Origin of the sequence: Bacillus sp. FSL R7-0646 (assembly GCF_037969865.1) — a bacterium.
GTDB classification, from domain to species: Bacteria; Bacillota; Bacilli; order Bacillales; family Bacillaceae; genus Bacillus; species Bacillus licheniformis.
In genome coordinates this window covers 2,281,818-2,304,498 of record NZ_CP150217.1, presented here as the reverse complement: position 1 = coordinate 2,304,498, position 22,681 = coordinate 2,281,818, and the positions used below count along the sequence as shown (strand labels likewise).

26 protein-coding genes are annotated in these 22,681 nt (G+C 47.0%); 21 read left to right on the top strand and 5 right to left on the bottom strand.

Translation table 11 applies throughout. The features are described 5' to 3' along the window. Window positions 1-9: 9 nt before the first annotated feature. From dapB to MKY62_RS11750, 17 genes are all read left to right on the top strand, one after another. A complete protein-coding gene (dapB, locus tag MKY62_RS11830) occupies window positions 10-813 on the top strand; it encodes a 4-hydroxy-tetrahydrodipicolinate reductase (RefSeq protein WP_003182939.1) in 804 nt (267 codons plus the stop codon). 19 nt (window positions 814-832) lie between these two features. Further along, complete coding sequence (mgsA, locus tag MKY62_RS11825) at window positions 833-1,246, top strand: methylglyoxal synthase (protein WP_003182935.1); 414 nt, start codon at window positions 833-835, stop codon at window positions 1,244-1,246. Then, window positions 1,233-1,940, top strand: coding sequence for a bacillithiol biosynthesis deacetylase BshB1 (gene bshB1 / locus MKY62_RS11820; RefSeq protein WP_223307117.1), 708 nt, complete (start codon window positions 1,233-1,235; stop codon window positions 1,938-1,940). Before mgsA ends, bshB1 begins: the two co-directional genes overlap by 14 nt. Then, a complete protein-coding gene (bshA, locus tag MKY62_RS11815; RefSeq protein ID WP_009328002.1) occupies window positions 1,940-3,121 on the top strand; it encodes an N-acetyl-alpha-D-glucosaminyl L-malate synthase BshA in 1,182 nt (393 codons plus the stop codon). The genes bshB1 and bshA overlap by 1 nt, the downstream gene beginning before the upstream one ends. Further along, a complete protein-coding gene (locus tag MKY62_RS11810) occupies window positions 3,081-4,274 on the top strand; it encodes a CCA tRNA nucleotidyltransferase (RefSeq protein ID WP_009328003.1) in 1,194 nt (397 codons plus the stop codon). The genes bshA and MKY62_RS11810 overlap by 41 nt, the downstream gene beginning before the upstream one ends. Next, complete coding sequence (locus tag MKY62_RS11805; RefSeq protein WP_009328004.1) at window positions 4,259-5,242, top strand: bifunctional biotin--[acetyl-CoA-carboxylase] synthetase/biotin operon repressor; 984 nt, start codon at window positions 4,259-4,261, stop codon at window positions 5,240-5,242. The genes MKY62_RS11810 and MKY62_RS11805 overlap by 16 nt, the downstream gene beginning before the upstream one ends. 249 nt (window positions 5,243-5,491) lie before the next feature. Continuing rightward, window positions 5,492-6,325 carry a 3-methyl-2-oxobutanoate hydroxymethyltransferase gene (gene panB / locus MKY62_RS11800; protein ID WP_003182922.1) on the top strand — a complete coding sequence of 278 codons (834 nt, stop codon included), beginning with the start codon at window positions 5,492-5,494 and terminating at the stop codon, window positions 6,323-6,325. Between the two features lie 2 nt (window positions 6,326-6,327). Then, complete coding sequence (gene panC, locus MKY62_RS11795) at window positions 6,328-7,194, top strand: pantoate--beta-alanine ligase (RefSeq protein WP_003182920.1); 867 nt, start codon at window positions 6,328-6,330, stop codon at window positions 7,192-7,194. Continuing rightward, window positions 7,194-7,577 (top strand): aspartate 1-decarboxylase, encoded by a 384-nt coding sequence (gene panD / locus MKY62_RS11790; RefSeq protein ID WP_003182918.1) that lies wholly within the window; start codon window positions 7,194-7,196, stop codon window positions 7,575-7,577. The genes panC and panD overlap by 1 nt, the downstream gene beginning before the upstream one ends. Window positions 7,578-7,714: 137 nt before the next feature. Next, on the top strand, window positions 7,715-10,507 hold the full coding sequence (gene dinG, locus MKY62_RS11785; RefSeq protein ID WP_339613631.1) for an ATP-dependent DNA helicase DinG: 2,793 nt from the start codon (window positions 7,715-7,717) through the stop codon (window positions 10,505-10,507). A 152-nt stretch (window positions 10,508-10,659) separates the two neighbouring features. Beyond that, window positions 10,660-10,830, top strand: a complete 171-nt coding sequence (locus tag MKY62_RS11780; RefSeq protein WP_003182913.1) for a YpmA family protein — start codon at window positions 10,660-10,662, stop codon at window positions 10,828-10,830. A gap of 9 nt (window positions 10,831-10,839) precedes the next feature. Continuing rightward, the gene (gene tseB / locus MKY62_RS11775; protein ID WP_003182911.1) at window positions 10,840-11,325 is read left to right on the top strand and encodes a cell wall elongation/penicillin-binding protein regulator TseB; all 486 of its coding nucleotides are present in this window, start codon (window positions 10,840-10,842) and stop codon (window positions 11,323-11,325) included. Between the two features lie 21 nt (window positions 11,326-11,346). Continuing rightward, window positions 11,347-12,531, top strand: a complete 1,185-nt coding sequence (locus MKY62_RS11770; RefSeq protein WP_003182909.1) for a pyridoxal phosphate-dependent aminotransferase — start codon at window positions 11,347-11,349, stop codon at window positions 12,529-12,531. Between the two features lie 149 nt (window positions 12,532-12,680). Beyond that, on the top strand, window positions 12,681-13,973 hold the full coding sequence (gene asnS, locus MKY62_RS11765; RefSeq protein ID WP_003182907.1) for an asparagine--tRNA ligase: 1,293 nt from the start codon (window positions 12,681-12,683) through the stop codon (window positions 13,971-13,973). A 74-nt stretch (window positions 13,974-14,047) separates the two neighbouring features. Next, entirely contained in the window at window positions 14,048-14,746 is a 699-nt protein-coding gene (locus MKY62_RS11760) for a DnaD domain-containing protein (protein ID WP_003182905.1), read from the top strand. A gap of 16 nt (window positions 14,747-14,762) precedes the next feature. Continuing rightward, window positions 14,763-15,425, top strand: coding sequence for an endonuclease III (gene nth / locus MKY62_RS11755; protein WP_003182903.1), 663 nt, complete (start codon window positions 14,763-14,765; stop codon window positions 15,423-15,425). A gap of 35 nt (window positions 15,426-15,460) precedes the next feature. After that, window positions 15,461-15,925 carry a YpoC family protein gene (locus MKY62_RS11750; protein ID WP_202604373.1) on the top strand — a complete coding sequence of 155 codons (465 nt, stop codon included), beginning with the start codon at window positions 15,461-15,463 and terminating at the stop codon, window positions 15,923-15,925. Window positions 15,926-15,945: 20 nt separating this feature from the next. On the opposite strand, the gene MKY62_RS11745 is transcribed toward MKY62_RS11750, so the two are convergent. Together MKY62_RS11745 and recU are read right to left on the bottom strand one after the other, a co-directional pair. Further along, window positions 15,946-18,633 carry a PBP1A family penicillin-binding protein gene (locus MKY62_RS11745; protein ID WP_003182898.1) on the bottom strand — a complete coding sequence of 896 codons (2,688 nt, stop codon included), beginning with the start codon at window positions 18,631-18,633 and terminating at the stop codon, window positions 15,946-15,948. A 57-nt stretch (window positions 18,634-18,690) separates the two neighbouring features. Then, on the bottom strand, window positions 18,691-19,287 hold the full coding sequence (recU, locus tag MKY62_RS11740; protein ID WP_003182896.1) for a Holliday junction resolvase RecU: 597 nt from the start codon (window positions 19,285-19,287) through the stop codon (window positions 18,691-18,693). A gap of 80 nt (window positions 19,288-19,367) precedes the next feature. Here recU and MKY62_RS11735 point away from each other — a divergent pair, with 80 nt between their 5' ends. Continuing rightward, window positions 19,368-20,300, top strand: coding sequence for a DUF2515 domain-containing protein (locus MKY62_RS11735; RefSeq protein WP_026080760.1), 933 nt, complete (start codon window positions 19,368-19,370; stop codon window positions 20,298-20,300). A gap of 32 nt (window positions 20,301-20,332) precedes the next feature. Here MKY62_RS11735 and sspM read toward each other — a convergent pair whose 3' ends face one another. Continuing rightward, window positions 20,333-20,437, bottom strand: a complete 105-nt coding sequence (sspM, locus tag MKY62_RS11730) for an acid-soluble spore protein SspM (protein WP_009328007.1) — start codon at window positions 20,435-20,437, stop codon at window positions 20,333-20,335. 199 nt (window positions 20,438-20,636) lie between these two features. Here sspM and MKY62_RS11725 point away from each other — a divergent pair, with 199 nt between their 5' ends. Both MKY62_RS11725 and MKY62_RS11720 read left to right on the top strand, forming a co-directional pair. Continuing rightward, window positions 20,637-20,864, top strand: coding sequence for a YppD family protein (locus tag MKY62_RS11725; RefSeq protein ID WP_003182890.1), 228 nt, complete (start codon window positions 20,637-20,639; stop codon window positions 20,862-20,864). Window positions 20,865-20,921: 57 nt separating this feature from the next. Next, the gene (locus MKY62_RS11720) at window positions 20,922-21,293 is read left to right on the top strand and encodes a YppE family protein (protein ID WP_003182887.1); all 372 of its coding nucleotides are present in this window, start codon (window positions 20,922-20,924) and stop codon (window positions 21,291-21,293) included. A 32-nt stretch (window positions 21,294-21,325) separates the two neighbouring features. Here MKY62_RS11720 and MKY62_RS11715 read toward each other — a convergent pair whose 3' ends face one another. Continuing rightward, window positions 21,326-21,526, bottom strand: a complete 201-nt coding sequence (locus tag MKY62_RS11715; protein ID WP_011198064.1) for a YppF family protein — start codon at window positions 21,524-21,526, stop codon at window positions 21,326-21,328. A gap of 179 nt (window positions 21,527-21,705) precedes the next feature. On the opposite strand from MKY62_RS11715, the gene MKY62_RS11710 reads away from it, so the two are divergent. After that, window positions 21,706-22,149, top strand: coding sequence for a YppG family protein (locus MKY62_RS11710; protein WP_003182882.1), 444 nt, complete (start codon window positions 21,706-21,708; stop codon window positions 22,147-22,149). An 18-nt stretch (window positions 22,150-22,167) separates the two neighbouring features. Here the strand turns inward: MKY62_RS11710 and MKY62_RS11705 are convergent, their stop codons facing one another. After that, complete coding sequence (locus tag MKY62_RS11705) at window positions 22,168-22,587, bottom strand: hypothetical protein (RefSeq protein WP_003182880.1); 420 nt, start codon at window positions 22,585-22,587, stop codon at window positions 22,168-22,170. Window positions 22,588-22,681 lie beyond the last annotated feature (94 nt).

The following is a 22,681-nucleotide window of genomic DNA, read 5'->3' as shown; positions in this document are numbered from 1 at the left end:
AGAATCAAGATGCAAAAGGATACCATTAAAATCGCAATAGCAGGACCGCGCGGAAGAATGGGAAGCGAAGCGGTCAAACTTGTTGAAGATACCGCACATTTTGAACTTGTCGGTGCAATCGACCGTACATATAACCGTGAAAAGCTGTCAGATGTGATGACGTCAAGTTCAGATGCTGTCATTTACACCGACATCACGGAATGCTTTTCAGAAACGTCTCCGGATGTTCTGATTGATTTGACAACGCCGGAAATCGGCAAGCTACATACAAAAATCGCGTTGGAGCACGGCGTCCGTCCTGTTGTGGGAACGACAGGATTTTCTGAGAGCGACTTGAACGAGCTTATGGAACTGACCGATGAGAAGGGAATCGGAGCTATCATCGCGCCAAACTTCGCGCTCGGAGCCGTGCTGATGATGAAGTTTTCGCAAATGGCTGCCAACTATTTTACCGATGTTGAAATCATTGAACAGCACCATGATCAAAAACTTGACGCGCCAAGCGGAACGGCCTTGAAAACGGCGGAAATGATTTCGGCTGTTCGCGAAGCGAAAACGCAGGGGCACCCGGATGAAAAGGAAATTCTGCCGGGAGCAAGAGGCGCCGATCAAAACGGAATCCGTCTCCACAGCGTTCGTCTGCCGGGATTGATTGCCCATCAGGAAGTGATGTTCGGCGGAGACGGCCAAACCCTGAAAATCCGTCACGATTCATACAATCGCGCATCTTTTATGTCTGGTGTGAAACTGGCTGTTGAACAAGTGATGAAAATCGATCAGCTTGTCTACGGCCTTGAAAATATCATAGAGTAACAAGAAGGGGGAAATCGCTTTGAAAATCGCCTTAATTGCCCATGACCGAAAAAAACAGGATATGATTCAGCTGACGACCGCTTATAAAGACATTTTAAAAAAGCATGAGCTGTTTGCGACAGGAACGACCGGTTTAAAAATCACTGAAGCGACAGGGCTGCCCGTCGTGCGCTTTCAATCGGGGCCGCTTGGCGGTGACCAGCAGATCGGCGCTTTGATCGCGAAAAATGACATCGATCTTGTGATTTTTCTGAGAGACCCGCTGACGGCCCAGCCGCACGAACCTGACGTGTCAGCGCTTATCCGCTTGTCTGACGTTTATGCCATTCCGCTCGCCACCAACATGGGAACTGCGGAAATCTTGATCCGTTCTGTCGAGGAAGGCGCGTTTGAGTTCAGAAACATTGTCCACGGCAGGGATCGCGATGCTTGATATACTTGCTTTCGGTGCACACAGCGATGATGTAGAAATCGGCATGGGAGGAACCATTGCCAAATATACTAAAAAAGGCTTTCAAATTGGAATCTGCGATTTAACCCAGGCTGAACTGTCTTCAAACGGAACAGTCGAAACGAGAAAAAGCGAAGCGGCGCTGGCGGCCGAAATTCTCGGCGCCAGTCCGCGGATTTCCCTCACGCTGCCGGACAGGGGGCTGTTTCCCAGCCAGGCGGCGATCAGGGACGTTGTTGCCGTCATTCGGAAACATAAACCGAAGCTTGTCTTTGTCCCTTATCCAAAGGACCGGCATCCCGATCACGGGCACGCAGCGGAAATCGTCGAAGAAGCGGTCTTTTCCGCTGGTATACATAAATACGAAGATGCAGAAAAACAGCCGGCCCATAAAGTCCAAAACGTGTACTACTATATGATCAACGGTTTTCACAAACCTGAGTTTGTCATCGACATTTCTGAAACGATCAATCAAAAAAAGGATGGCCTTGCTGCTTATCAGAGCCAGTTCACCCGTTCCCGGCAGTCGGTTGAAACACCGCTGACAAACGGATATATTGAAACGGTCGAAGCCAGGGAAAAGCTTTTGGGAAAAGAGGTCGGCGTCGCATACGCGGAAGGGTTTTTTTCAAAGCGGACTCTTCTGTTAAACAACGATTTATTTGGGGGCGGATGATGAAACAGTTAAAAATCGGAATCACATGTTATCCGAGTGTCGGCGGATCAGGAATTATCGCCACCGAGCTCGGCAAGCTGCTTGCGGAAAAAGGACATGAAATTCATTTTATTACATCAAGTGTTCCGTACAGGCTCAATAAAGTGTATTCCAACATCTATTTTCACGAAGTCGAAGTCAATCAATATGCCGTTTTTAAGTACCCGCCGTATGATTTGGCTTTGGCCAGCAAAATGGCGGAGGTGGCAAAGCGGGAACAGCTTGATGTTCTGCATGCCCACTACGCGGTGCCTCACGCGATTTCCGCTTTTTTAGCGAAGCAAATGCTGAACGGAAACATTAAAACGGTCACAACGCTGCACGGCACAGATATAACCGTGCTCGGCTATGATCCGTCTTTAAAAGACCTGATCAAGTTTGCGATCGAATCGTCTGACCGCGTTACCGCGGTTTCTTCGGCTCTTGCCGCGCAAACGTATGATTTGATCAAACCGAACAAAAAAATTGAAACGATCTATAATTTTGTGGATGAGCGCGTGTATTTAAAAAAACAGGAGCATCATTCGCTGAAAGAGCAGTACGGCATTGCACCTGATGAAAAAGTGATCATCCACGTATCCAATTTCAGACAGGTGAAGCGCGTACAGGATGTCATCCATGTATTCAGCCGCATTGTCAAACAAATGAAATCGAAGCTGATTCTCGTCGGCGACGGGCCGGAAATGACCGTGATCTGCCAGCTTGTCAGACAGCTCGGATTAAAAGACGACGTTCTTTTCCTTGGCAAACAAGACAGCGTAGAAGAGCTTTACGCCATCAGCGATTTAAAGCTGCTTTTGTCCGAGAAGGAAAGCTTCGGTTTAGTGCTGCTTGAAGCGATGGCCTGCGGCGTTCCGTGCATCGGCACAAATATCGGGGGGATTCCCGAGGTGATCAAAAACGGAGTATCCGGTTACTTGGTCGATGTCGGAGATATTGAAGGTGCAGCTAGTAAGGCGCTTCATTTACTGACTGATGAAAGCCTGCAGCGCCAGTTTGCGGAAGCGGCGCTGCAAAGCATCAAGGAACGCTTTTCTTCCAACAAAATCATCGCGCAATATGAAGAAATTTATCAACAATTAACAGACTGGGAGTGTGACAATGGAGGATCTCTTTTTGAAGGCTCTTCCTCTCCTTCGTGAGCTGAAAAAACACGGCTGGCAGGCCTACTTTGTAGGCGGAGCCGTCAGGGATGCCCAAATGAACAGAGATGTCGGCGATATTGATATCGCTACAGATGCATCCCCGGAAGAAATCGAAGCCATTTTTCCGAAAACCGTTGATGTCGGAAAGGAACACGGAACCATCATCGTCCTCTTTGAGGGAGAATCCTACGAGGTGACGACCTTTCGCGCAGAGCTTGAATATGAGGATTACAGAAGGCCGAGCGGCGTTCAGTTTATCAAATCGCTGAAGGAAGACCTGAAGAGGCGGGATCTGACGATTAATGCGATGGCGATGGATGAAGAAGGCAGACTGATCGACTATTTCGGCGGGCTCCGCGACATACGGGAAAGATTGATTCAAACGGTCGGCGACCCGGCGGAGCGTTTTCACGAAGATGCGCTTCGCATGCTGCGGGCGCTCCGTTTTATGAGTCAGCTCGAGTTTGAGCTTTCTCCAAATACAAAAAAAGCGATTTGCGAAAACCGTCCGCTCCTGGCCCATATTTCTACAGAGCGGAAAACGGTTGAATTCGAAAAACTTTTAAAAGGAAAAGCAGCAGGCCGGGCTCTGGAAGCAGCGGCTGAAACAGGGCTTTACAAGGAGCTTCCGGGGCTGGACGGCAAAAAGGAGCGCGTTCTGGCTGCCCGAGCTTTTCCTTTTTATCAACTTCAAAAAAGTGCCGATATATGGGCGGCTTTCATTCACATGATATCGATCAATCCCGCTGAAGCGCACCGGTTTTTAAAAGGGTGGAAGCTTCCGGGGAAAGTCATCAGACAGGCGCTCCATACGGCTGAACGGATCGATCAAAAATGGGATGCCGTCTCGATGTATGAGGCGGGGGAAGAGACGCTGCTGGCCGCATCTGCCATTCGCAGCTTGAGGGACAAGCAGGCAATCGATGAAGAGCAGCTGGCTGAAATCAGACAGTCGTACCAGGCGCTTCCGATTAAAAGCCTGAAAGACCTGGCGGTATCTGGAAGCGATCTGCTGAATTTCAGAAAGAAGCCGGCCGGAAAATGGGTGTCCGATGATTTGAAACGGATTGAGCGGGCCGTGTTAAACGGGGAGCTTGCCAATCAAAAAAAAGCCATAGAGGAGTGGCTGGATTCATGCAGTCAAATTTAAGAAAGAAACTCATTCAATTGTTTACCGAGGCAGACGGCGAATTCATTTCTGGCCAGAAAATCAGCGAAGAGCTCGGATGCTCAAGAACCGCCGTTTGGAAGCATATCGAAGATCTGAGAAAATCGGGATATGAACTTGAAGCGGTCCGAAAGCTCGGCTATAAAATGATAAAAAAACCCGACAAGATCACTGAAGATGAAATCAGGCTCGGGTTAAAAACGAAAAAAATGGGACAGACGATCCATTTTCAGGATGTCGTTTCATCAACTCAAAAAATCGCCCACGAACTTGCAAACAACGGTGCGCCCGAAGGAACGATCATCGTTGCCGACAAGCAGACTGAAGGAAGAGGAAGAATGGCGAGAGCATGGCATTCCCCGGAAGGAAACGGCATTTGGATGAGCATCATTTTAAGGCCTGAAATTCCCGTGCAAAAAACGCCGCAGCTGACGCTTTTAGCCGCTGTAGCGATCGTTCAGGCAATCGAAGAGCAAACCGGCATCGCAGCCGAAATTAAATGGCCGAACGATATTTTGATCAACGGCAAAAAAGTGGTCGGGATCTTAACGGAACTGCAGGCGGAAGCTGATCAGGTCCATTCCGTTATTGTCGGAACGGGGATCAACGTCAATCAGCTTGCAGCCGACTTTCCGGAGGAATTACAAGAAACAGCGACAAGCCTTCGTCTCGCAAGCGGTGAAAAAATCGACAGAGCGGCTTTGGTCCAAACAATAATGTCGACGTTTGAAAAAAGGTATGAAGACTATCTCGCCTACGGTTTTGAACCGATCAAGCTTTTGTGGGAAAGCTATGCTTTGACCCTGAACCGCGAATTGACGGCCCGGACGCTGAACGGAACGTTTCACGGCAAAGCGCTCGGAATCGACGAAGAAGGCGTATTGATCCTGGAAACGAGTGACGGCATCAAAAAAATATACTCCGCTGATATCGATATTAATCCGTCATAGTTGGAACGATCCATGCGTTTTTGGTATACTTCGGATGGGCAGTATCCTCTGGGAACTGCACCTGGAAAGCATGCAACTTATAAAAAAACAGTCTGCCTTGATCCAAAAAGGACTGGGACAGAGGGATGATTCTTGCCGAACACGGACGATACGAAATCCTTCTCCTTGCCGGAAGGTTTTTTTGCTGTCCGAAAAGATGCAGATGCAAGCACGGCAGCTCATCTCCTCTGAAAAAGAGGAGGAGAAAACATGAAGACAAAAACTGACTTTCTAAAAATGAAACAAGAGGGAGAGCCGATCGTCATGCTGACTGCCTACGATTATCCGGCGGCAAAGCTTGCCGAACAGGCCGGCGTCGATATGATCCTTGTCGGCGATTCACTCGGCATGGTTGTACTCGGCCTTGACTCGACCGTATCTGTTACGGTTGCTGATATGATCCACCATACAAAAGCTGTCAAACGCGGGGCAAAAGATACGTTTGTTGTGACGGATATGCCTTTTATGTCATATCACTGCTCTTTGGAAAGCGCTCTGAAAAATGCCGCGGCGATCGTTCAAGAAAGCGGGGCAGATGCTTTGAAGCTTGAAGGCGGCGACGGTGTGTTTGAGACGATCACGGCTTTAACACGCGGCGGAATACCTGTTGTCAGCCATTTAGGCTTGACTCCTCAATCCGTCGGTGTTTTGGGAGGCTATAAAGTTCAAGGGAAAGATGAAGAAAGCGCCGGCAAGCTGATTGAAGACAGCAGGCGCTGTGAAGAAGCAGGCGCGATGGCGCTCGTTCTGGAATGCGTCCCGGCAGCGCTCGCTGAACGGATTTCAAAGGAGCTCACAATTCCTGTCATCGGCATTGGAGCAGGTGCTGGCACGGACGGACAGGTTCTCGTTTACCACGATGTTGTCGGACACGGAGTAAGCCGGACGCCTAAATTTGTCAAGCAGTATGCACAAATCGACCAGCCGCTTGAACAAGCGCTTCGGGGATATGTTGAGGATGTCAGAAGCCGCGTGTTTCCTGAAGATGCTCATTCGTTCCGTATCGATCAGCAAGTTCTTGAAGGATTATACGGAGGGAAATAGGCATGATTCAGATCTATACAGCAAAAGATATACAAAACTTAACGAAAAATTACCGCAAGGAAGGCAAAACCATCGGTTTTGTGCCGACAATGGGCTTCCTTCATGAAGGTCATATGTCGCTAGTAGAAAAAGCGCGAAAAGACAACGATATTGTCGTGATGAGCATTTTTGTCAATCCTATGCAGTTCGGTCCGGGAGAAGACTATGAAGCGTATCCGAGAGATATTGAAAGAGACCGTCAGCTTGCGGCCGGCTCAGGAGTGGACGTCTTGTTCACTCCTGAGCCTGAAGAAATGTACGGCCAGGAGCCGACGGTTACCGCAAGCGTGAAAAAGCGGACGGATGTCCTTTGCGGCCGTTCAAGAGAAGGGCATTTCGACGGTGTCGCAACAGTGCTCACAAAGCTGTTCAATCTCACGTCTCCGACAAGGGTTTATTTCGGCATGAAGGATGCCCAGCAGGTTGCCGTCGTCGACGGGCTGATCAACGACTTTTTCATGGATATCGAGCTGATCCCTGTCGAAACAAAACGGGAAGAAGACGGGCTTGCCAAAAGCTCAAGAAATGTCAATCTGCGAGCTGAAGAACGGCAGGAAGCAACCGCTCTTTACCGAGCTCTTCAGCGCGGCGCCGAGCTGATCCGCAATGGAGAGAGAGACCCGGAGGCCGTTAAGCGGGAGATTCGGAGCATTCTGGAAAAAACGAGTGGTGTTATTGATTATGCCGATATTTATTCATATCCCGATCTGGAGATCAGGGATCCATTGACTGGAAAAGTCATCATAGCGGTTGCCGTTCAGTTTTCCAAAGCCCGCTTAATTGACAATATCATCGTCGATATCCCGGCAGATCAAAAGGAGGATTTGTGATGTACCGTACGTTAATGAGCGCAAAACTTCACAGAGCGAGAGTGACGGAAGCCAATTTGAACTACGTCGGCAGCGTGACAATTGATGAAGATTTGCTGGATGCTGTCGGAATGATGGCAAATGAAAAAGTGCAAATTGTGAATAATAATAACGGGGCCCGGCTGGAAACGTACATTATTCCCGGTGAAAGGGGCAGCGGCGTCGTTTGTTTAAACGGAGCTGCCGCCCGCCTTGTCCAGGTTGGAGATGTCGTCATCATCGTGTCTTATGCGATGATGTCTGAAGAGGAAGCAAAGACCCATAAGCCGAAGGTTGCCGTTTTGAACGAGAGAAACGAAATCGAGGAAATGCTGGGTCAGGAGCCAGCCCGTACCATTCTGTAGCCCCCTTGCCTTTAGGGGGCTTTCATATCGTTTGGAAAGAGCGAAAGAGAAGAAGCCGGTTTTGAAGCTTTTCCCCCGCGCCTTTTTAAAACGTGTTACACTTTTGTCGAAGGTATCGAAATTGAGGTGTCCATTGAATGAACAATCAACGATATGTGGTCATTGATGTGGAAACGACAGGGAATTCGCCGAAAAAAGGCGACAGAATCATTCAAATTGCAGCGGTTGTGATTGAAAATGGACAGATAACCGAACGTTTCTCCAAATATGTGAATCCCAATCAGCCGATTCCCGCTTTTATTGAGCAGCTGACGGGCATTTCGAATGAAATGGTTGAAAATGAAGAACCATTTTCGGCGATTGCCGAAGATATTTTTGAGCTGCTTCATGACAGCTGTTTTATCGCTCATAACATTCATTTTGATCTTGCTTTTGTCAAGCATGAGCTGCAGCTGGCCGGCTTTGGTGAGATTGAATGCAGCGTTCTCGATACGGTGGAGCTTTCGAGAATCGTCTTTCCGGGTTTTGACGGCTATAAATTGACAGAGCTGAGCGAAGAGCTTCAGATTCGCCATGAAAACCCGCACAGGGCTGACAGCGATGCGGAAGTGACCGCTTTGATCTTTTTACATATGATGGACAGACTGAAAAGGCTGCCGATTCCCGTTTTGAAATCTATCAGACGTCTATCCTGGCATTTGATCAGCGACGCGCAGGAGCTTTTTGACGGCTTGATTGCTGAAAAAGGCGCCGATGCTGAACTTGAGGCCGGCTTTACGAAGGTCGGTTCTTTTGTGATCAGGACTCCTGAAGTCGAGGATGAAGAGGCCGGCCATAAGAGCCGGGTTCCGCAGACAGAGCCGCTCATTTGGGAAAGAGACGGCGGGCTTTCTTCATTGGACGACCGGTTTGACAAGAGAGAAGGTCAGACAAAAATGATGCGGGAGGTCTGGACCGCTTTTCAAAATCATGAGCATGCGTTAATAGAAGCCGCTACTGGAATCGGAAAATCGCTCGGATATCTCGTGCCGGCTGCAATTCACGCCAAGCAAACAGGCAAACCGGTCGTGATCAGCACATATACGACATTGCTTCAGCAGCAAATGATAAACCGCGATATCCCGCTTTTGGAAAAGATTTTTCCATTTCCGGTAAAAGCCGCGGTTTTAAAGGGCCGCTCCCATTACTTATCCATTCGCAAGTTCAAGCATATTTTACAGGAAGATGATGACAATTATGATAGCGTCCTAGCAAAAGCGCAGATTCTCGTCTGGCTGACAGACACGGAAACGGGCGATTTATCCGAAATTAATCTCCCGTCAGGCGGAAAGCTTTTATGGGACAGACTGGCATATGATTCGCATTCATATGCAGAAAGCAGCAACATGAGGAAATTGTGTTTTTATGAAAGAGCCAAAGCGAGGGCCCAGAAGGCTGATATGATCATTACCAATCATGCGCTTCTGTTGACTGACGAAACCAATCAGCGAATCCATACCGGAGATGCCGATATGTTCATTATTGATGAAGCCCATCATTTTGAGCGCGCGGCGGGCGAGCAGTATGGAGCTAGAGCAGACTATGTCTTTCTCCACAAAAGATTGATGAGGCTCGGCACCCTCAAGCAGAGGGGTATTTTGAAAAAAGCCGAACGGCTCTACCGGTCGGCAGGCATTTCATCAGAATCCTTTTTCCAAATGGACGAATGGCTCGCTCAGCTTCTTGAAGAAAGCGATCTATTCTTTACGGCTGTTCATTCTTTTGTCAAGAGGAGGAAACCAAGAAACGATCTAAACCGTCTCTTATATAAGATCGGCGAAACCGGTGAAAGCAGAGCATGGAGCAGGCTTGAAGAAGGCGCACGAAGACTGTGTTCCATGCTGTATGACATGCATCGGCTGTTTATGGATCAAAAGAAAAGCCTCGCTGAAAAACAGGCTTCTTTCACAAGCCGTCAGGCGTTTTTGTTAGAGGAATACGATTCGTGCATGAACGACCTTGAAGAATATCGAAAGACGCTCGGCCGCTTGATGTTTGACCCTGTTGAAGATGAGGTCGTCTGGATTGAAATTGACGCGAAGGGCGCAAAAAACGCCGCTGCTATTTACGCTCAGCCGCTTGATACAAGCGAAATTCTGGCCGACCGGTTTTTCACCGAGAAAAAAAGCGTTGTCCTCACATCGGGGACGCTTGTCGTCGAGAACTCTTTTGACTATATGATCAAAAAGCTTGGTTTAAGCGATTTCTATCCGAGGACCTTGCAAATCGAGTCGCCTTTTTCTTATGATAAACATATGAATATCATGATTCCGACGGATGTCAGCCCGATTCAAAACGATCCGGGAGACTATATTCAGGATGTCTCGCGTTACGTCAAGGCGCTTGCAAAACAGAAAGATGCCAAAGTGCTCGTCCTGTTTACGTCTCATGATATGCTGGGAGACGTCTACCATACATTGAAAAATGAGGAAGACTTTCCTTGCCAGCTCCTTGCACAGGGGATTTCCGGCGGAAGTCCCGTTAAGGTCATGAAGTTGTTTAAATCGTATCCTCATGCGGTTCTTCTCGGAACGAACCATTTTTGGGAGGGCGTTGACTTTCCGGGTGATGAGCTGACGACGCTGATCATCGCAAGGCTTCCGTTCAGACCGCCTGACCATCCGGTTGAATCAGCAAAGTGCGACCGGGCAAAGAGAAGGGGAGAAAGTCCGTTTCAAGCGGTATCTCTGCCGGAAGCTGTCCTGGCCTTCAGGCAGGGAATCGGCAGGCTGCTCCGCTCAGAGAAAGACAGCGGAACGGTCGTTATTCTTGACCGCCGCATCCGAACCTCTTCCTACGGCACGGTGTTTATGAAGGCTCTGCCCCCTGCAAAAGTCATGGAGCCTACTTTCCTTGAGCTTGAAGCCTACATAGCCGGGAAAAACGGCTAAAAGCCGCATAAAGCGGCTCTTAAATGGTGTGGATTAAGGTTTTATTTTTTAGGCTGTTTATTTAAACGGATATCCCGTTGTAACAACTAGTATGGCTTTTGCTACAAAGAGTATGAATTACAATTATTGTTTCGTTCGGAGGTATTTGAAAAATGGAAAACAAAATCGAAATTCTATCTACTGTAAGCGTCGAGCACTCAGAAGACCTGTATAAAATCGTTGATCTTTTGAACCGTACGCTCAAACGCGATGATCTCATGTTCGGCCTCGCTCTCGATGAAGAAGACCAAAAACAGGCCATTTTTACGATTTATCGTACTTAGGAGCAGAAAATGGGCAAAAAAACATTAATTTTCATACTGATATTTGGTATTATCTTTTTAACAGCACTTCTTGCGGGAGCGAATGTCTACCGTACGGCAATGGATCAGAAAGAAAACGGCCACGAGCAGGCTGCCGAAACAGCCAGGCAGGAAGCCGGCTTAAAACAAGTTGACAGCGTGGAGACGTTTGTCGGTAAAGAAAAGCAGTACATTGTTACAGGGGCAGACAAAAAAGGCGACAAAATGTATGTTTGGGTGCCTGCTGACAAAAAGCAGAAAACGCTTTACAAAAAAGCATCAGCCGGCATTACCGGCCGCCAGGCTGCAAAAGCTGTTCAGGATGAGGGCCTGATGTCTGAGCTTAAAGAGGTGCACCTTGCAAGGGAAGGCAATGTTCTATTGTGGGAAGTTACATACTTAAATAAAGATGGGCAGTACAGTTTAAGCTATGTGGACTTTATAAACGGAAAAATTCACAAAAATATTACGCCTTAGACGAAACAGGGGGAAATCGAGTTGAATCTAGCTAAAAGAGTATCAGCGTTAACACCATCTGCAACATTGGCAATCACTGCAAAAGCAAAAGAATTAAAAGCGGCAGGGCACGACGTCATCGGTCTTGGGGCAGGTGAGCCGGATTTTAATACGCCTGAGCACATCATTGAAGCGGCTGTCCGTTCGATGAACGAAGGACATACCAAATACACGCCTTCCGGCGGTCTTGCGGCGCTGAAAGACAGCATCCGCGATAAATTCAAGCGCGATCAGGGAATTGAATACAGCCAATCGGAAGTTATTGTGTGCACAGGTGCAAAGCATGCTCTTTACACCCTATTTCAAGTGCTCCTCGACGAAGGGGACGAAGTGATTATTCCGACTCCGTACTGGGTCAGCTATCCTGAACAAGTCAAGCTTGCAGGCGGCAAACCTGTGTTTGTGGAAGGCCTTGAGGAAAACAGCTTCAAGATTTCTCCGGAGCAGCTCGAAAAAGCCGTCACAGAAAAAACGAAGGCTGTGATCATCAATTCCCCAAGCAATCCGACAGGGATGATGTATACGGAAGAAGAGCTCAAAGCTCTCGGTGAAGTATGCCTTCGACGCAACGTTTTAATCGTATCTGATGAAATATATGAAAAGCTGATTTACGGCGGAAAAAAACATGTATCCATTGCACAGCTTTCTCCAGAACTTAAAAACCAAACCGTGATCATCAACGGGGTTTCCAAGTCACACAGCATGACCGGCTGGAGAATCGGTTATGCAGCAGGCAGCGAACCGATCATTAAAGCGATGACGAACCTAGCCAGCCACAGCACGTCAAATCCGACATCTGTCGCTCAATATGGAGCCATTGCCGCTTACAATGGGCCAAACGAGCCTGTTGAGGAGATGAGAAAAGCTTTTGAAGAACGGCTGAACAAGGTGTATGAACTGCTTGTTGACATTCCGGGATTAACATGCCTGAAGCCTGAAGGAGCCTTCTACTTGTTCCCGAATGCAAAAAAAGCGGCAGAATCGTGCGGCTTTTCAAGCGTTGATGAATTCGCCGAAGCGCTTTTGGAAGAAGAAAAGGTTGCGATCGTTCCTGGTTCAGGGTTCGGCGCACCGGACAACATCCGTCTGTCGTATGCGACATCCCTGTCACTTTTGGAAGAAGCGGTTGAACGCATCCGCCGCTTTGTCGTGAATCGCAGCCGCTAGAAATTAAAAAGCGTCCGCAGGCGGACGCTTTTTTCATGCACACAACCTGCATTGACCTGATCGATTTAAAAAAGGTATAATATACGTTATGGACGTCAGAAAGAATGATGGCTTGACCGAATTCTTTCGTGTTTTGGAGGGAAACGATAGTGAAAACAACAATAAACCAAGTGTACAAGCATGTTGGTGAAGAAGTAACAATCGGCGCTTGGATCGCCAACAAACGTTCAAGCGGCAAAATTGCGTTTTTGCAGCTTAGAGACGGGACAGGCTTTATCCAAGGAGTCGTCGTCAAAGCGGAAGTGGACGAAGAAACATTTCAAACCGCTAAGTCTGTAACACAGGAAACATCATTATATGTAAAAGGCGTCGTCAAAGAAGACGAGCGTTCGCCTCTCGGCTACGAGCTTGCTGTGACGTCGCTTGAAGTCATCCATGAAGCGACAGATTATCCGATTACACCTAAAGAACACGGAACAGAATTTTTGATGGATCACAGACATTTGTGGCTCCGTTCAAAACGGCAGCATGCAACGATGAAAATCCGCAACGAGATTATTCGCGCTACATACGAATTTTTCAATAAGGAAGGCTTTGTTAAAGTCGATCCTCCGATTTTGACGGGAAGCGCACCCGAAGGAACGACAGAGCTTTTTGCGACAAAGTATTTTGACGAAGATGCCTACCTTTCGCAAAGCGGCCAGCTTTACATGGAAGCTGCTGCAATGGCTTTAGGAAAAGTCTTTTCATTCGGACCGACTTTCAGAGCTGAGAAATCAAAAACGAAGCGCCATCTGATCGAATTCTGGATGATCGAGCCGGAAATGGCTTTTGTCGAATTCAACGAAAACCTTGAAGTTCAAGAGAACTATGTCTCTTTTATCGTCCAAAGCGTGCTTGAAAACTGCAAAATAGAACTGAATACGCTCGGCAGAGACACTTCCAAGCTGGAGCTTATCAAAGCGCCTTTCCCAAGAATCACGTATGATGAAGCAATTCAGTTCTTAAAAGAGAAAGGCTTTGACGATATTGAATGGGGCGATGACTTCGGCGCTCCTCACGAAACGGCGATTGCTGAAAGCTATGACAAGCCGGTATTTATTACACACTATCCGACATCATTAAAGCCGTTTTATATGCAGCCTGCACCTGACAGGGAAGATGTCGTATTGTGCGCTGACTTGATTGCGCCTGAAGGCTACGGCGAGATTATCGGCGGATCTGAACGGATTCATGATCTCGAGCTTCTCGAAGCGCGCCTGAAAGAGCACGGTTTAGAATCGGACGCTTATCAATGGTATGCAGAGCTGAGAAAATACGGCTCAGTTCCGCATTCAGGGTTCGGACTCGGACTTGAACGGACGGTTGCCTGGATCTGCGGCTCTCCGCACGTCCGCGAAACGATTCCGTTCCCAAGACTGTTAAATCGCTTATATCCTTAAGAAAAAAGTCTCCTGATTGCAGGAGACTTTTTCACAGTCATCCATGATATACTGGAAGGTAAGAGGTGTATCGAATGAAAAAACAGCACTTTATTAAGATGCAGGATATGGGAGCTGTCACCATTCCGAATCTGCTCTTTATGAACTATCGGGAGCTTGGCTTAAACGAGACAGAATTCATGCTGCTCTTAAACATTAAAATGCATGTTGAAAGAGGTTCTTTTTTTCCGACGCCGGAGGAATTAAGCAAGACGATGTCGATTGAAACCGAAGAATGCATGAATATGCTGAGAATGTTCATTCAAAAAGGCTTCATCTATATAGAAGAATGCGAAGACCAGAACGGCATTAAATTTGAAAAATATTCGCTCGAACCTCTCTGGGGCAAGCTGTTTGAGCTTTTAGAAATGGCCGAGCAGAAAAAACTCGCCGAACAGAATGAAGGCGAACAGAAGAGCCTTTATACAATCTTTGAAGAAGAGTTTGCACGACCGCTTTCTCCGCTGGAATGCGAGACGCTCAGCATCTGGCTTGACCAGGATCATCACGATGCACAGCTGATCAAACAAGCTCTCAAAGAAGCCGTCATATCAGGAAAATTAAATTTCCGCTACATTGACCGGATTCTGTTTGAGTGGAAGAAAAACGGCGTTTCAACAGTCGAACAAGCCGTAAACTACAGCCAAAGATTCAGGCGGAAGACCGCTCCGCGGCAAAATGAGCAAAAGGAGTATACAAGACAGGTTCCTTTTTACAATTGGCTTGAACAATAAAGTGAAAGGTGAAGACATGCTAACAAAAAAACAGATCGAGTTTTGTTTAGACACAATCGGTGAAATGTTTCCGGATGCAGAGTGCGAATTAGTCCATGACAATCCGTTTGAACTTGTCATCGCTGTCGCTTTATCGGCCCAGTGCACAGACGCGCTTGTCAATAAAGTGACGAAAACGCTTTTCCAAAAATACAAAAAACCTGAAGATTATCTTGCAGTTCCGCTTGAAGAGCTGCAGCAGGACATCAAATCGATCGGCTTATACCGCAACAAAGCTAAAAATATTCAAAAGCTGTGCAAAATGCTTCTGGAAGACTACGGAGGTGAAGTGCCGAGAGACCGCGATGAGCTGGTGAAACTTCCGGGTGTCGGAAGAAAGACCGCTAATGTCGTCGTTTCCGTGGCATTCGGCGTTCCTGCCATTGCCGTCGACACCCATGTGGAAAGAGTTTCAAAAAGGCTCGGCATTTGCAGATGGAAGGATTCGGTCATGGAAGTTGAAAAGACGCTGATGAAAAAAGTGCCTGAATCAGAGTGGTCCGTCACTCATCACCGCTTGATTTTTTTCGGCCGCTATCACTGTAAGGCGCAAAGACCGAAATGCGAAGAATGCCCGTTGTTTTCTCTGTGCAGGGAAGGGCAAAAACGATATAAAAAAGGGCTGGTGAAGCTGCTGTGACAAGCGTTTCACTGTTGGACGAATACGAAAAAACGCTGCGGAAGAAAAGGCCGGAATCCGGCGAAAGGCTTGCGGTACTTTCTGAAAATCCGCTCTGCTATGATTTTTTTCAAGACGCAGGAGAGGACAAGCCTTGGGAGCATGCGGAAGAATGGGTCCCGCTTCTGTTTGCAGAATGGGAACGCACAAAAGAAAAGCTTCTGCCCGTCTTTAAAACGAGAAAATCAAGGTGCAGCCAGGATGACATGCTCAACGGGGTGTGCTGCTTGATCGCAAGCCTCCACTGGACGATGGGGGAGCCTGTCAAAAGTCTCAACTGGGAGATCATCACCCGGAAGGATTTTGGAGCAAAGCCGATGAACTGGACGGAACGGCTCGAGTTCATCCTGCTGAAACCGACGCAGTACCATTGTTTTATCCAGCTTGACGAATTGTTTACGGAAATGAAAAAGCAATTTTATAAATATGTTGCCATGAATCATAAAAAAGCCACTCACTAAATTGTGAGTGGCTTTTTTGATCAATTGGTGCCGGTTGATTGACCGTTGGAATTTGTTTGTTGATCACCTGTGTTGGCGCCTTGATCCGGATTTTTGTTTTTGTCTTTATCTTTATCTTTATTTTGATCGTTGTCTTGATCATCGGCGTCATCATCTTTTCTGCCGTTGTTTTGGTCTGAATTTCCCGGATTTTGATTGTTTTGATCGGAATTTCCTGGATTTTGATCATTCGGCTGATTTGAATTGCCGTTATTTTGTTTGTCTTTGTCCTGATCATCATCAGCATCCTGCTTCTTCTCGTCATCGTCTTTCTTTTCATCGTCCGTTTTTGACTCATCCTCATCAGCCGCGTTGACTTTAAGCGTTACAGAAGCAGGGTCGCTTTCACCATCTTCGGTAACGGCAGTGACTTGGAATCTGTAGACGGATCCTTCTTTTGCATTCGGTATGACGGCTTCTTTCGCACTGCTGTTTTGAATTTCGCTGTATCCGCCTCCGTCAACAGACTGTTTGACTTTAAAGGATACATCACCGTCTCCGGAATATGACCATGAAAGCTTAATGCTCTTTGATGCTTCATCATACTCTGCGCTCAAACCTGACGGCTTGTCGGCATCTTCTTTTTCTTCATATTTTTTCGAAACGGTCGTCGGCTGTGTGCCTTTTACAAAGTACTCAGTGACTTTTTTATCGCTAGGCGTGTTGCTGCTGGCGAGCACCGGCGGGTTCGAGCCTTTTAGAACGGTCGCTTCAACGACGCTGTCAGGCTTTTCAAATGAGCCGCTGCCGTTGTCCACCTTGGCAATCAGTTTTTTGAATAGGAGCTTGGCGACTTGCTGTTCGCTCTGGCTCAGCGAATTAAAGCCTTCTTTACCGGTCCAGACCGCTGCGGTATATTGCGGCGTATAGCCGACGAACCATGAATCTCTCGCTCCGTTTCGATTTATGCCGTGTTTTCTAATGTCGTCCTCGGTAAAGTTCGTCGTACCCGTTTTACCTGCTACAGTGACGCCGGGGACTTGAGCCGCTGTTCCTGTTCCTCGCTGAACAGCGCTTTTCAGCATATCCGTTATCATAAATGCGGTATAATCGCTCATGGCAGCCTTTGATTCAGGCGTCAAATCAAGCTTAGTGCCGTCATTGAATTCCACCGCGGTAACAGTATGCGGCTCATTGTAGTAGCCGTTGTTGCCGAAGGCGCTGTACGCTCCGGCCATTTGCAGAGGCGACACACCATTTCCGAAGCCGCCGATTGCATAAGCTTCCACTAAGTCATCTGAATTTATGTTAAGGCCAAGGTTGCCTGCAAATTTTACAATATTGTCTTTGCCGGCTGCCTGGAACGCTTTTAAAGCCGGGATGTTTCGAGAATCGACCAGCGCCTCTCTCATCGATATCCAGCCTCTGTAGCTTCTGTCATAGTTGTTAATCGGATCTCCAGTTGAATACGTGTATGCTTCATCTTTAATCTGTTCATACGTCGACCATTTCTTGTTCTCAATGACAGGGCCGTAGTCAAGGATTGGCTTAATCGTTGAACCGGGTTGACGTTTAGTATCTACTGCATAGTTAAAGTCGCCTGCTTTCCGGTCGCGTCCGCCGCCGAGCGCGCGGATCTCTCCGGTTTTCGTATCGAGCAGGGTGAGGCCGGCCTGCATTTTTTCGGTATACTGAATAGAATCGCCGTCCATCAGCTCATCCACATAATCCTGTGCGTCTGTATCAATCGTCGTGTAAATCTTCAGTCCGTCCGTTCCCGGAGTGACGTTCGCTTTTTCTTTCACTTCGGCGACGGCCTGCTCGATAAACGCGCTGTATTTGTTGGACGTTGTTTTTGCGTACTCTTTCGGAGATACAAGGCCTTTTGTGACGGCTACTTTTTTCGCTTTGTTGTACTCTGCGTCAGAGATAAAGCCGTGTTTATTCATCAGGCTCAGCACGACATTGCGCCGTTTCTCGGCTTTTTCCGGATGTTTGATCGGGTTGTAGTTATTCGGGCTTTGCGGCATGCCGGCAAGCGTTGCGGCCTGCTCGACCGTTAAGTCGTTTAGATCTGTAACCCCGTAGAACTGCTCAGCCGCTTTTCCGACACCGTAGGCCTGCGGCGAGAAGTAAATCCGATTTAAATACATTTCAAGAATTTCGTCTTTTGAGTATTTTCTTTCCAGCTGGAAAGACAGCCAGACTTCCTGGACTTTCCGTTTCAGCGTTTTTTCATGTGACAGAAGGGAGTTTTTGACGACCTGCTGTGTGATCGTACTTCCGCCTTCAGAACCGAATCCGCCTTCGAAGTTTGCCAGAAGCGCTCCTCCGATCCGGATCGGGTCGACGCCGTGGTGGTCATAGAAACGGGCGTCTTCCGTTGCAAGAAATGCGTTTTTGACGGAATCCGGGATGTCTTTAATCGACACGTACGTCCGTTTTTCCGAACCGATTTCGGCGATTTCTTTTCCGTTTTTGTCATAGATGGTAGAAGAGTACGGTGTCTTCAGTTTTGCTTCATCAAGGGACGGCGAGTCCGCTACCATCACCGCAAAAGTGACGCCCCCGGCAATCAAGCCGATAACACCGATGATTAAAATGGATAAAAGAATTTTCTTAAACAATCCTGCTTTTTTCTTTTTCTTGGGTTTAGAATGAGTATTAGACCTGCTTTTGCCCTGCTGGGCTTTTCGCCGTTCCTGGCGGCTGTTAAATTGATCTGACATAACATCTCAACCTTTCGTAGTTAAACCTTTCCGCTCACATGACTTTAAAATCATAATTTATGATGGCGAAAAATACAACTGATCAATAATCTTAATATAATCAATTCTTGGCGAGTATCCAAGTGAAATGGGGTGAGCGGCTTCCTGAAGCTCGTCTTTTCGGATCGATTTTCTGCCGTTTTGCTTTTTCCGCTCCCAGAAATAAAATAATTTTTCTGCTTCCAAAAAATAAATTTCTTCAAAAGCGGATATGATAACAAAACAAATGCCGTCTTGCGCCACAACCTGCTTCATATGCTCGATCTGATGATCGTGGAAATTCTGAAGCGGGAACGAGGTTCGGCTCTTTGTTTCTTTCGCTTCAAAATCGATGTAGCGGCCTTTATAAACCCCATTATAATCAGTAGTTGACGACTGCTTGAAATATGCTTCTTTGATAACCGCAGCGCTTCGCTTCGGATAATCGACCTGGACAATCTGTACAGGTGTCGGTTTTTTATGGATGACCGCAATCGAATGAGATTGATAATACATATTCGTTTCATTCAGGTCATCTTCGAGGGTCATGCCGCGATTGGAATACGACGGCTTCTTTTGCAAGGATGAGGCAGCTGTTTTCGGCTGATAGGATTTGCCGTTCGGGTAACGAATCACTTTCTTCATCCTCCTTTTACAAAAAATCTGGATACTAACGGAAGTGGCTGATCTTGCACAACACTTTTTCCGCGGCGGAGCTGACGAGCCGCATTCAAGAGCTGACCGCAAAACTGAACAAGGACAATATCTCACGGACAAATGCCTACAAACGCTACTTTGACCGCCATCCTGAAATCAAGTGGTCGCTTTTGGCTTCATTTGTTTCCCGGAATGCCGGCTGGTCGATGACCGATTTAAAAGGGCGCTTATTCGAGCTCGGACTTACGGCTTTTCAGCAGAAATGGCTGTTTTTAGCGTATGAGAGAGCGAACTGGCTGATCTTTTCAGACGCCTATCCGCAGCTCCTGCTATACCATTGGTCCAAGCAGCTTGGCCAGCCGCTGTTTCATTTGCTCTCCTCATTTGGCGTGTCTTCATTTATGAAAACGGAGTGGGAGCGGTTCTGGCATGAGCGCGATCAAAAGCGGCTCATGTACGCTCTCATTATAAATGAACAAAACACTATCCAAACTCCTATTATACAAAATCCTTTGTTTAAAAAGAATGTTTTTCAGACGATTCCTTTTCAGCTGTGTGAATGGTTTCACTTCAACACGGTCATTTTCCCGACGGTTGAAGGCGTTTTTTACGGTGTGTCTGTCAAACGCTTCACCAGTTTAAAGGAAAGGATCAAGCTCGGCAAGCAATTAAGCGAGCTGCTGTTTTCGCCTGAGCTTTTCCCCGGTTTTTTTCATTTTACATCATGTGTTCCGCATACCGGGTCGCGCTTTGATATGGAGCGCTGGGCAGGGGTTAAAATCAGAACCTCGCCGTTTTTGAGAACGTGTTATCCCGTTGTTGCCCATTCATTAGACGGATTAAAATGCGATTGGTTTCGCGGAGGAAAGAGGGAGGCGATGTTCAAAGATGAAAAACTGCCGAAAACGATCGAAATCACCGATTGGTATTTTCAAAAAAGAAGGCAGCTGCAGGCATTGTTTTCGCTGGAGCATTGGCTGAATAAGAGGTGAAAACAGAAAAAAGCAAGGGTTCTCCTTGCTTTTTAAGTAGACGGGCGGTTAGGTCCGCCTAATTTCTTATCCAGTGTGTCTGTTTGTTTAGCATCTGGTTTTGTTTTCGCAGGTGATTTCTTTTTATTGTTTTCCACAGCGGGCACCTCCTTACCTTTTTAGATTTTGCAAAAAAGCGCTGATCATACCATTTTTCGCAAGATCACTTGTCGAAAGCGGCGCGTTTGGCTGGAAAATGAGTTTCTTTGGCGGTTTGCTTCTAGTTTTGTCAGCTGTGGAGGAGAGAGTGCGCATAAGGGAGAATGCATAGAAGGCCATCAAAAAGGAGGGAAGCAAATGAACGGATTTGCAAGCAAAGACTCGGTCCTTCAAATGCTTTTGGAAACGGAATCAGACATGTCGTCTGCGGAGAAGGCTTTGACAGAAGCCGTACGCCGGACGGAGCAGGAAAAGCAGTCTGCCTGGAACGAACGGCTCGATCTGATTGAAAAAGAGCTGGCAGAACTCAGCTCATGTTTAAACAGCACGTTAATGGGAGTGGAGCCCGGGGTAGAGACGGCTTAAGCCGGATTCGTTGTAACGGCCGTCTTCCTTTGGTACGATAAACCCGAGGTGAAAAAATTGGATACACAATCTCTTCTTATACAGACACAGGATTTAATCCGCCTTGTAAAAGAAGCGGAAGAACGATATAGAAAGGGAAAAGAGGAAGGGACGGAATACGATTTTTTCGAGGTTGTCAAACCTTCTGTCGAGAGGTTCGAACAAACAGTGAAAAGCTGGCTGGCGGAAAGCCTGTCTTATATCAAGGCCAATCGGCCAAAATACATTTACGAAGAACAGCTCAACTCGGTTGAGGAAAATGCGAATGAAATTTTCATGCAGTCCTATTTCTGCAAAATTCATAAAAAACGCTTTAAAGATCTGACGGAATCCGTCCTCTACACGCTCAAAAACGTAGAAGACGATATATTAAAAGAAGACCGGGCCTAATCCCGGTCTTCTCTTTTTATGAGGGCTGTTATTTAGCTGGCGTCCGTATTCATATCATAAGCAGGGTGCTGTGCGCCATTCGCTTCAAGAACTTTCATACTTGTGCGAAATTCGTTTAATGTCAGATGTCCCTGGATATACAAAAACTTAGCGAAATCCATCAGTTTGTTCATGCAGTCTGTCTCATACTGTTTCATCTCGGCAAAACAATTTCTTAAGTATGATACGTTCATATGGTGCATCCCCTCTCCTTTTATATTAATAATATAGTACCATAACAATTCGACTTTTTTCTGTTTTTCAAATATTAAAATTTTCGACACTTTTTGACAAACTTGTGACAGAACCTTTGGAACGAGAAATGCCTCTATATCATACACTTATAAAAAAGGGCTATAGGAGGAGAGGAAAGATGGAAGAGAGGAGATCCGCCGTATATCCTTATTCCGGCCCTGGTGCGCATATTCAAGCCTATCAGCAAAACCATCAGGCCTATCATCCCGTTCAGCCGTACTTCAGCCAGGAAAGCGTTCCGTACGCCCATCCTGCACAGCGGCCGCAGCCATATCAGCAGCCGATTGAGCAGAATTTGGACCCGTTTTCAGTCTATCATCAGCCTGTTCAGCAGCAAATGCAGCCGCTTCCGCCGTTTCAGGGATTTCCTTATCAGCATCCATACCCTTCGCCGCGGCCTAATCTCCATCAGCCGTCACAGTTTCAAAGCTTTCTGTCGCAATTCAAAAAAAAGAACGGGCAGATTGATTTCAGCAAAATGATGGACACCGCAGGCCAGATGGTGAGCACGGTCAATCAGGTCGGAGCGCTTGCCAAAGGGTTTATGGGATTCTTCAAATAAAAAAAGCATGGATGAAGGTCATTCATGCTTTTTTTGCTCCGAAAATGAGACCGTGAGGACATTTCGGTTCCACGACGTCTTCATTGTTTCTTCACGGACAGGGTATGGGAGCAGAACGGTTCTGGACAGGCTTGTAAATGATGAAGAACCGCCGCTTTCTTGTTTCTCCTTCAAGGCGATATGAAGATACCGTGATTTCGCTTCAATCATAATATCTCCATTTTGAAACGATTCAGGAACGGCGATATCGACGTAAAGCGCCCCATCATCCTCTCTGATATTCATGGAAATCGTGGAATTCTGAAGCTGGTCTGATATGAGTTTTTGGAATGAATTTAAAATATCGTGGAAAGGCGAGTTGTAAAACAACTGTTCAACAGCTTCTTGAATTTCGTCCTTTTTGCTGAGCGAGTGATTGTCGTTTTCCTTAAAATCCATTCTTCATCACCCTCGATTTTTTATTTTCAGCTTATGCAGGGGCTCTTCATATGGTTATTCATTGATGGGAATTTGAAAGTGTGGTTAAATAGTG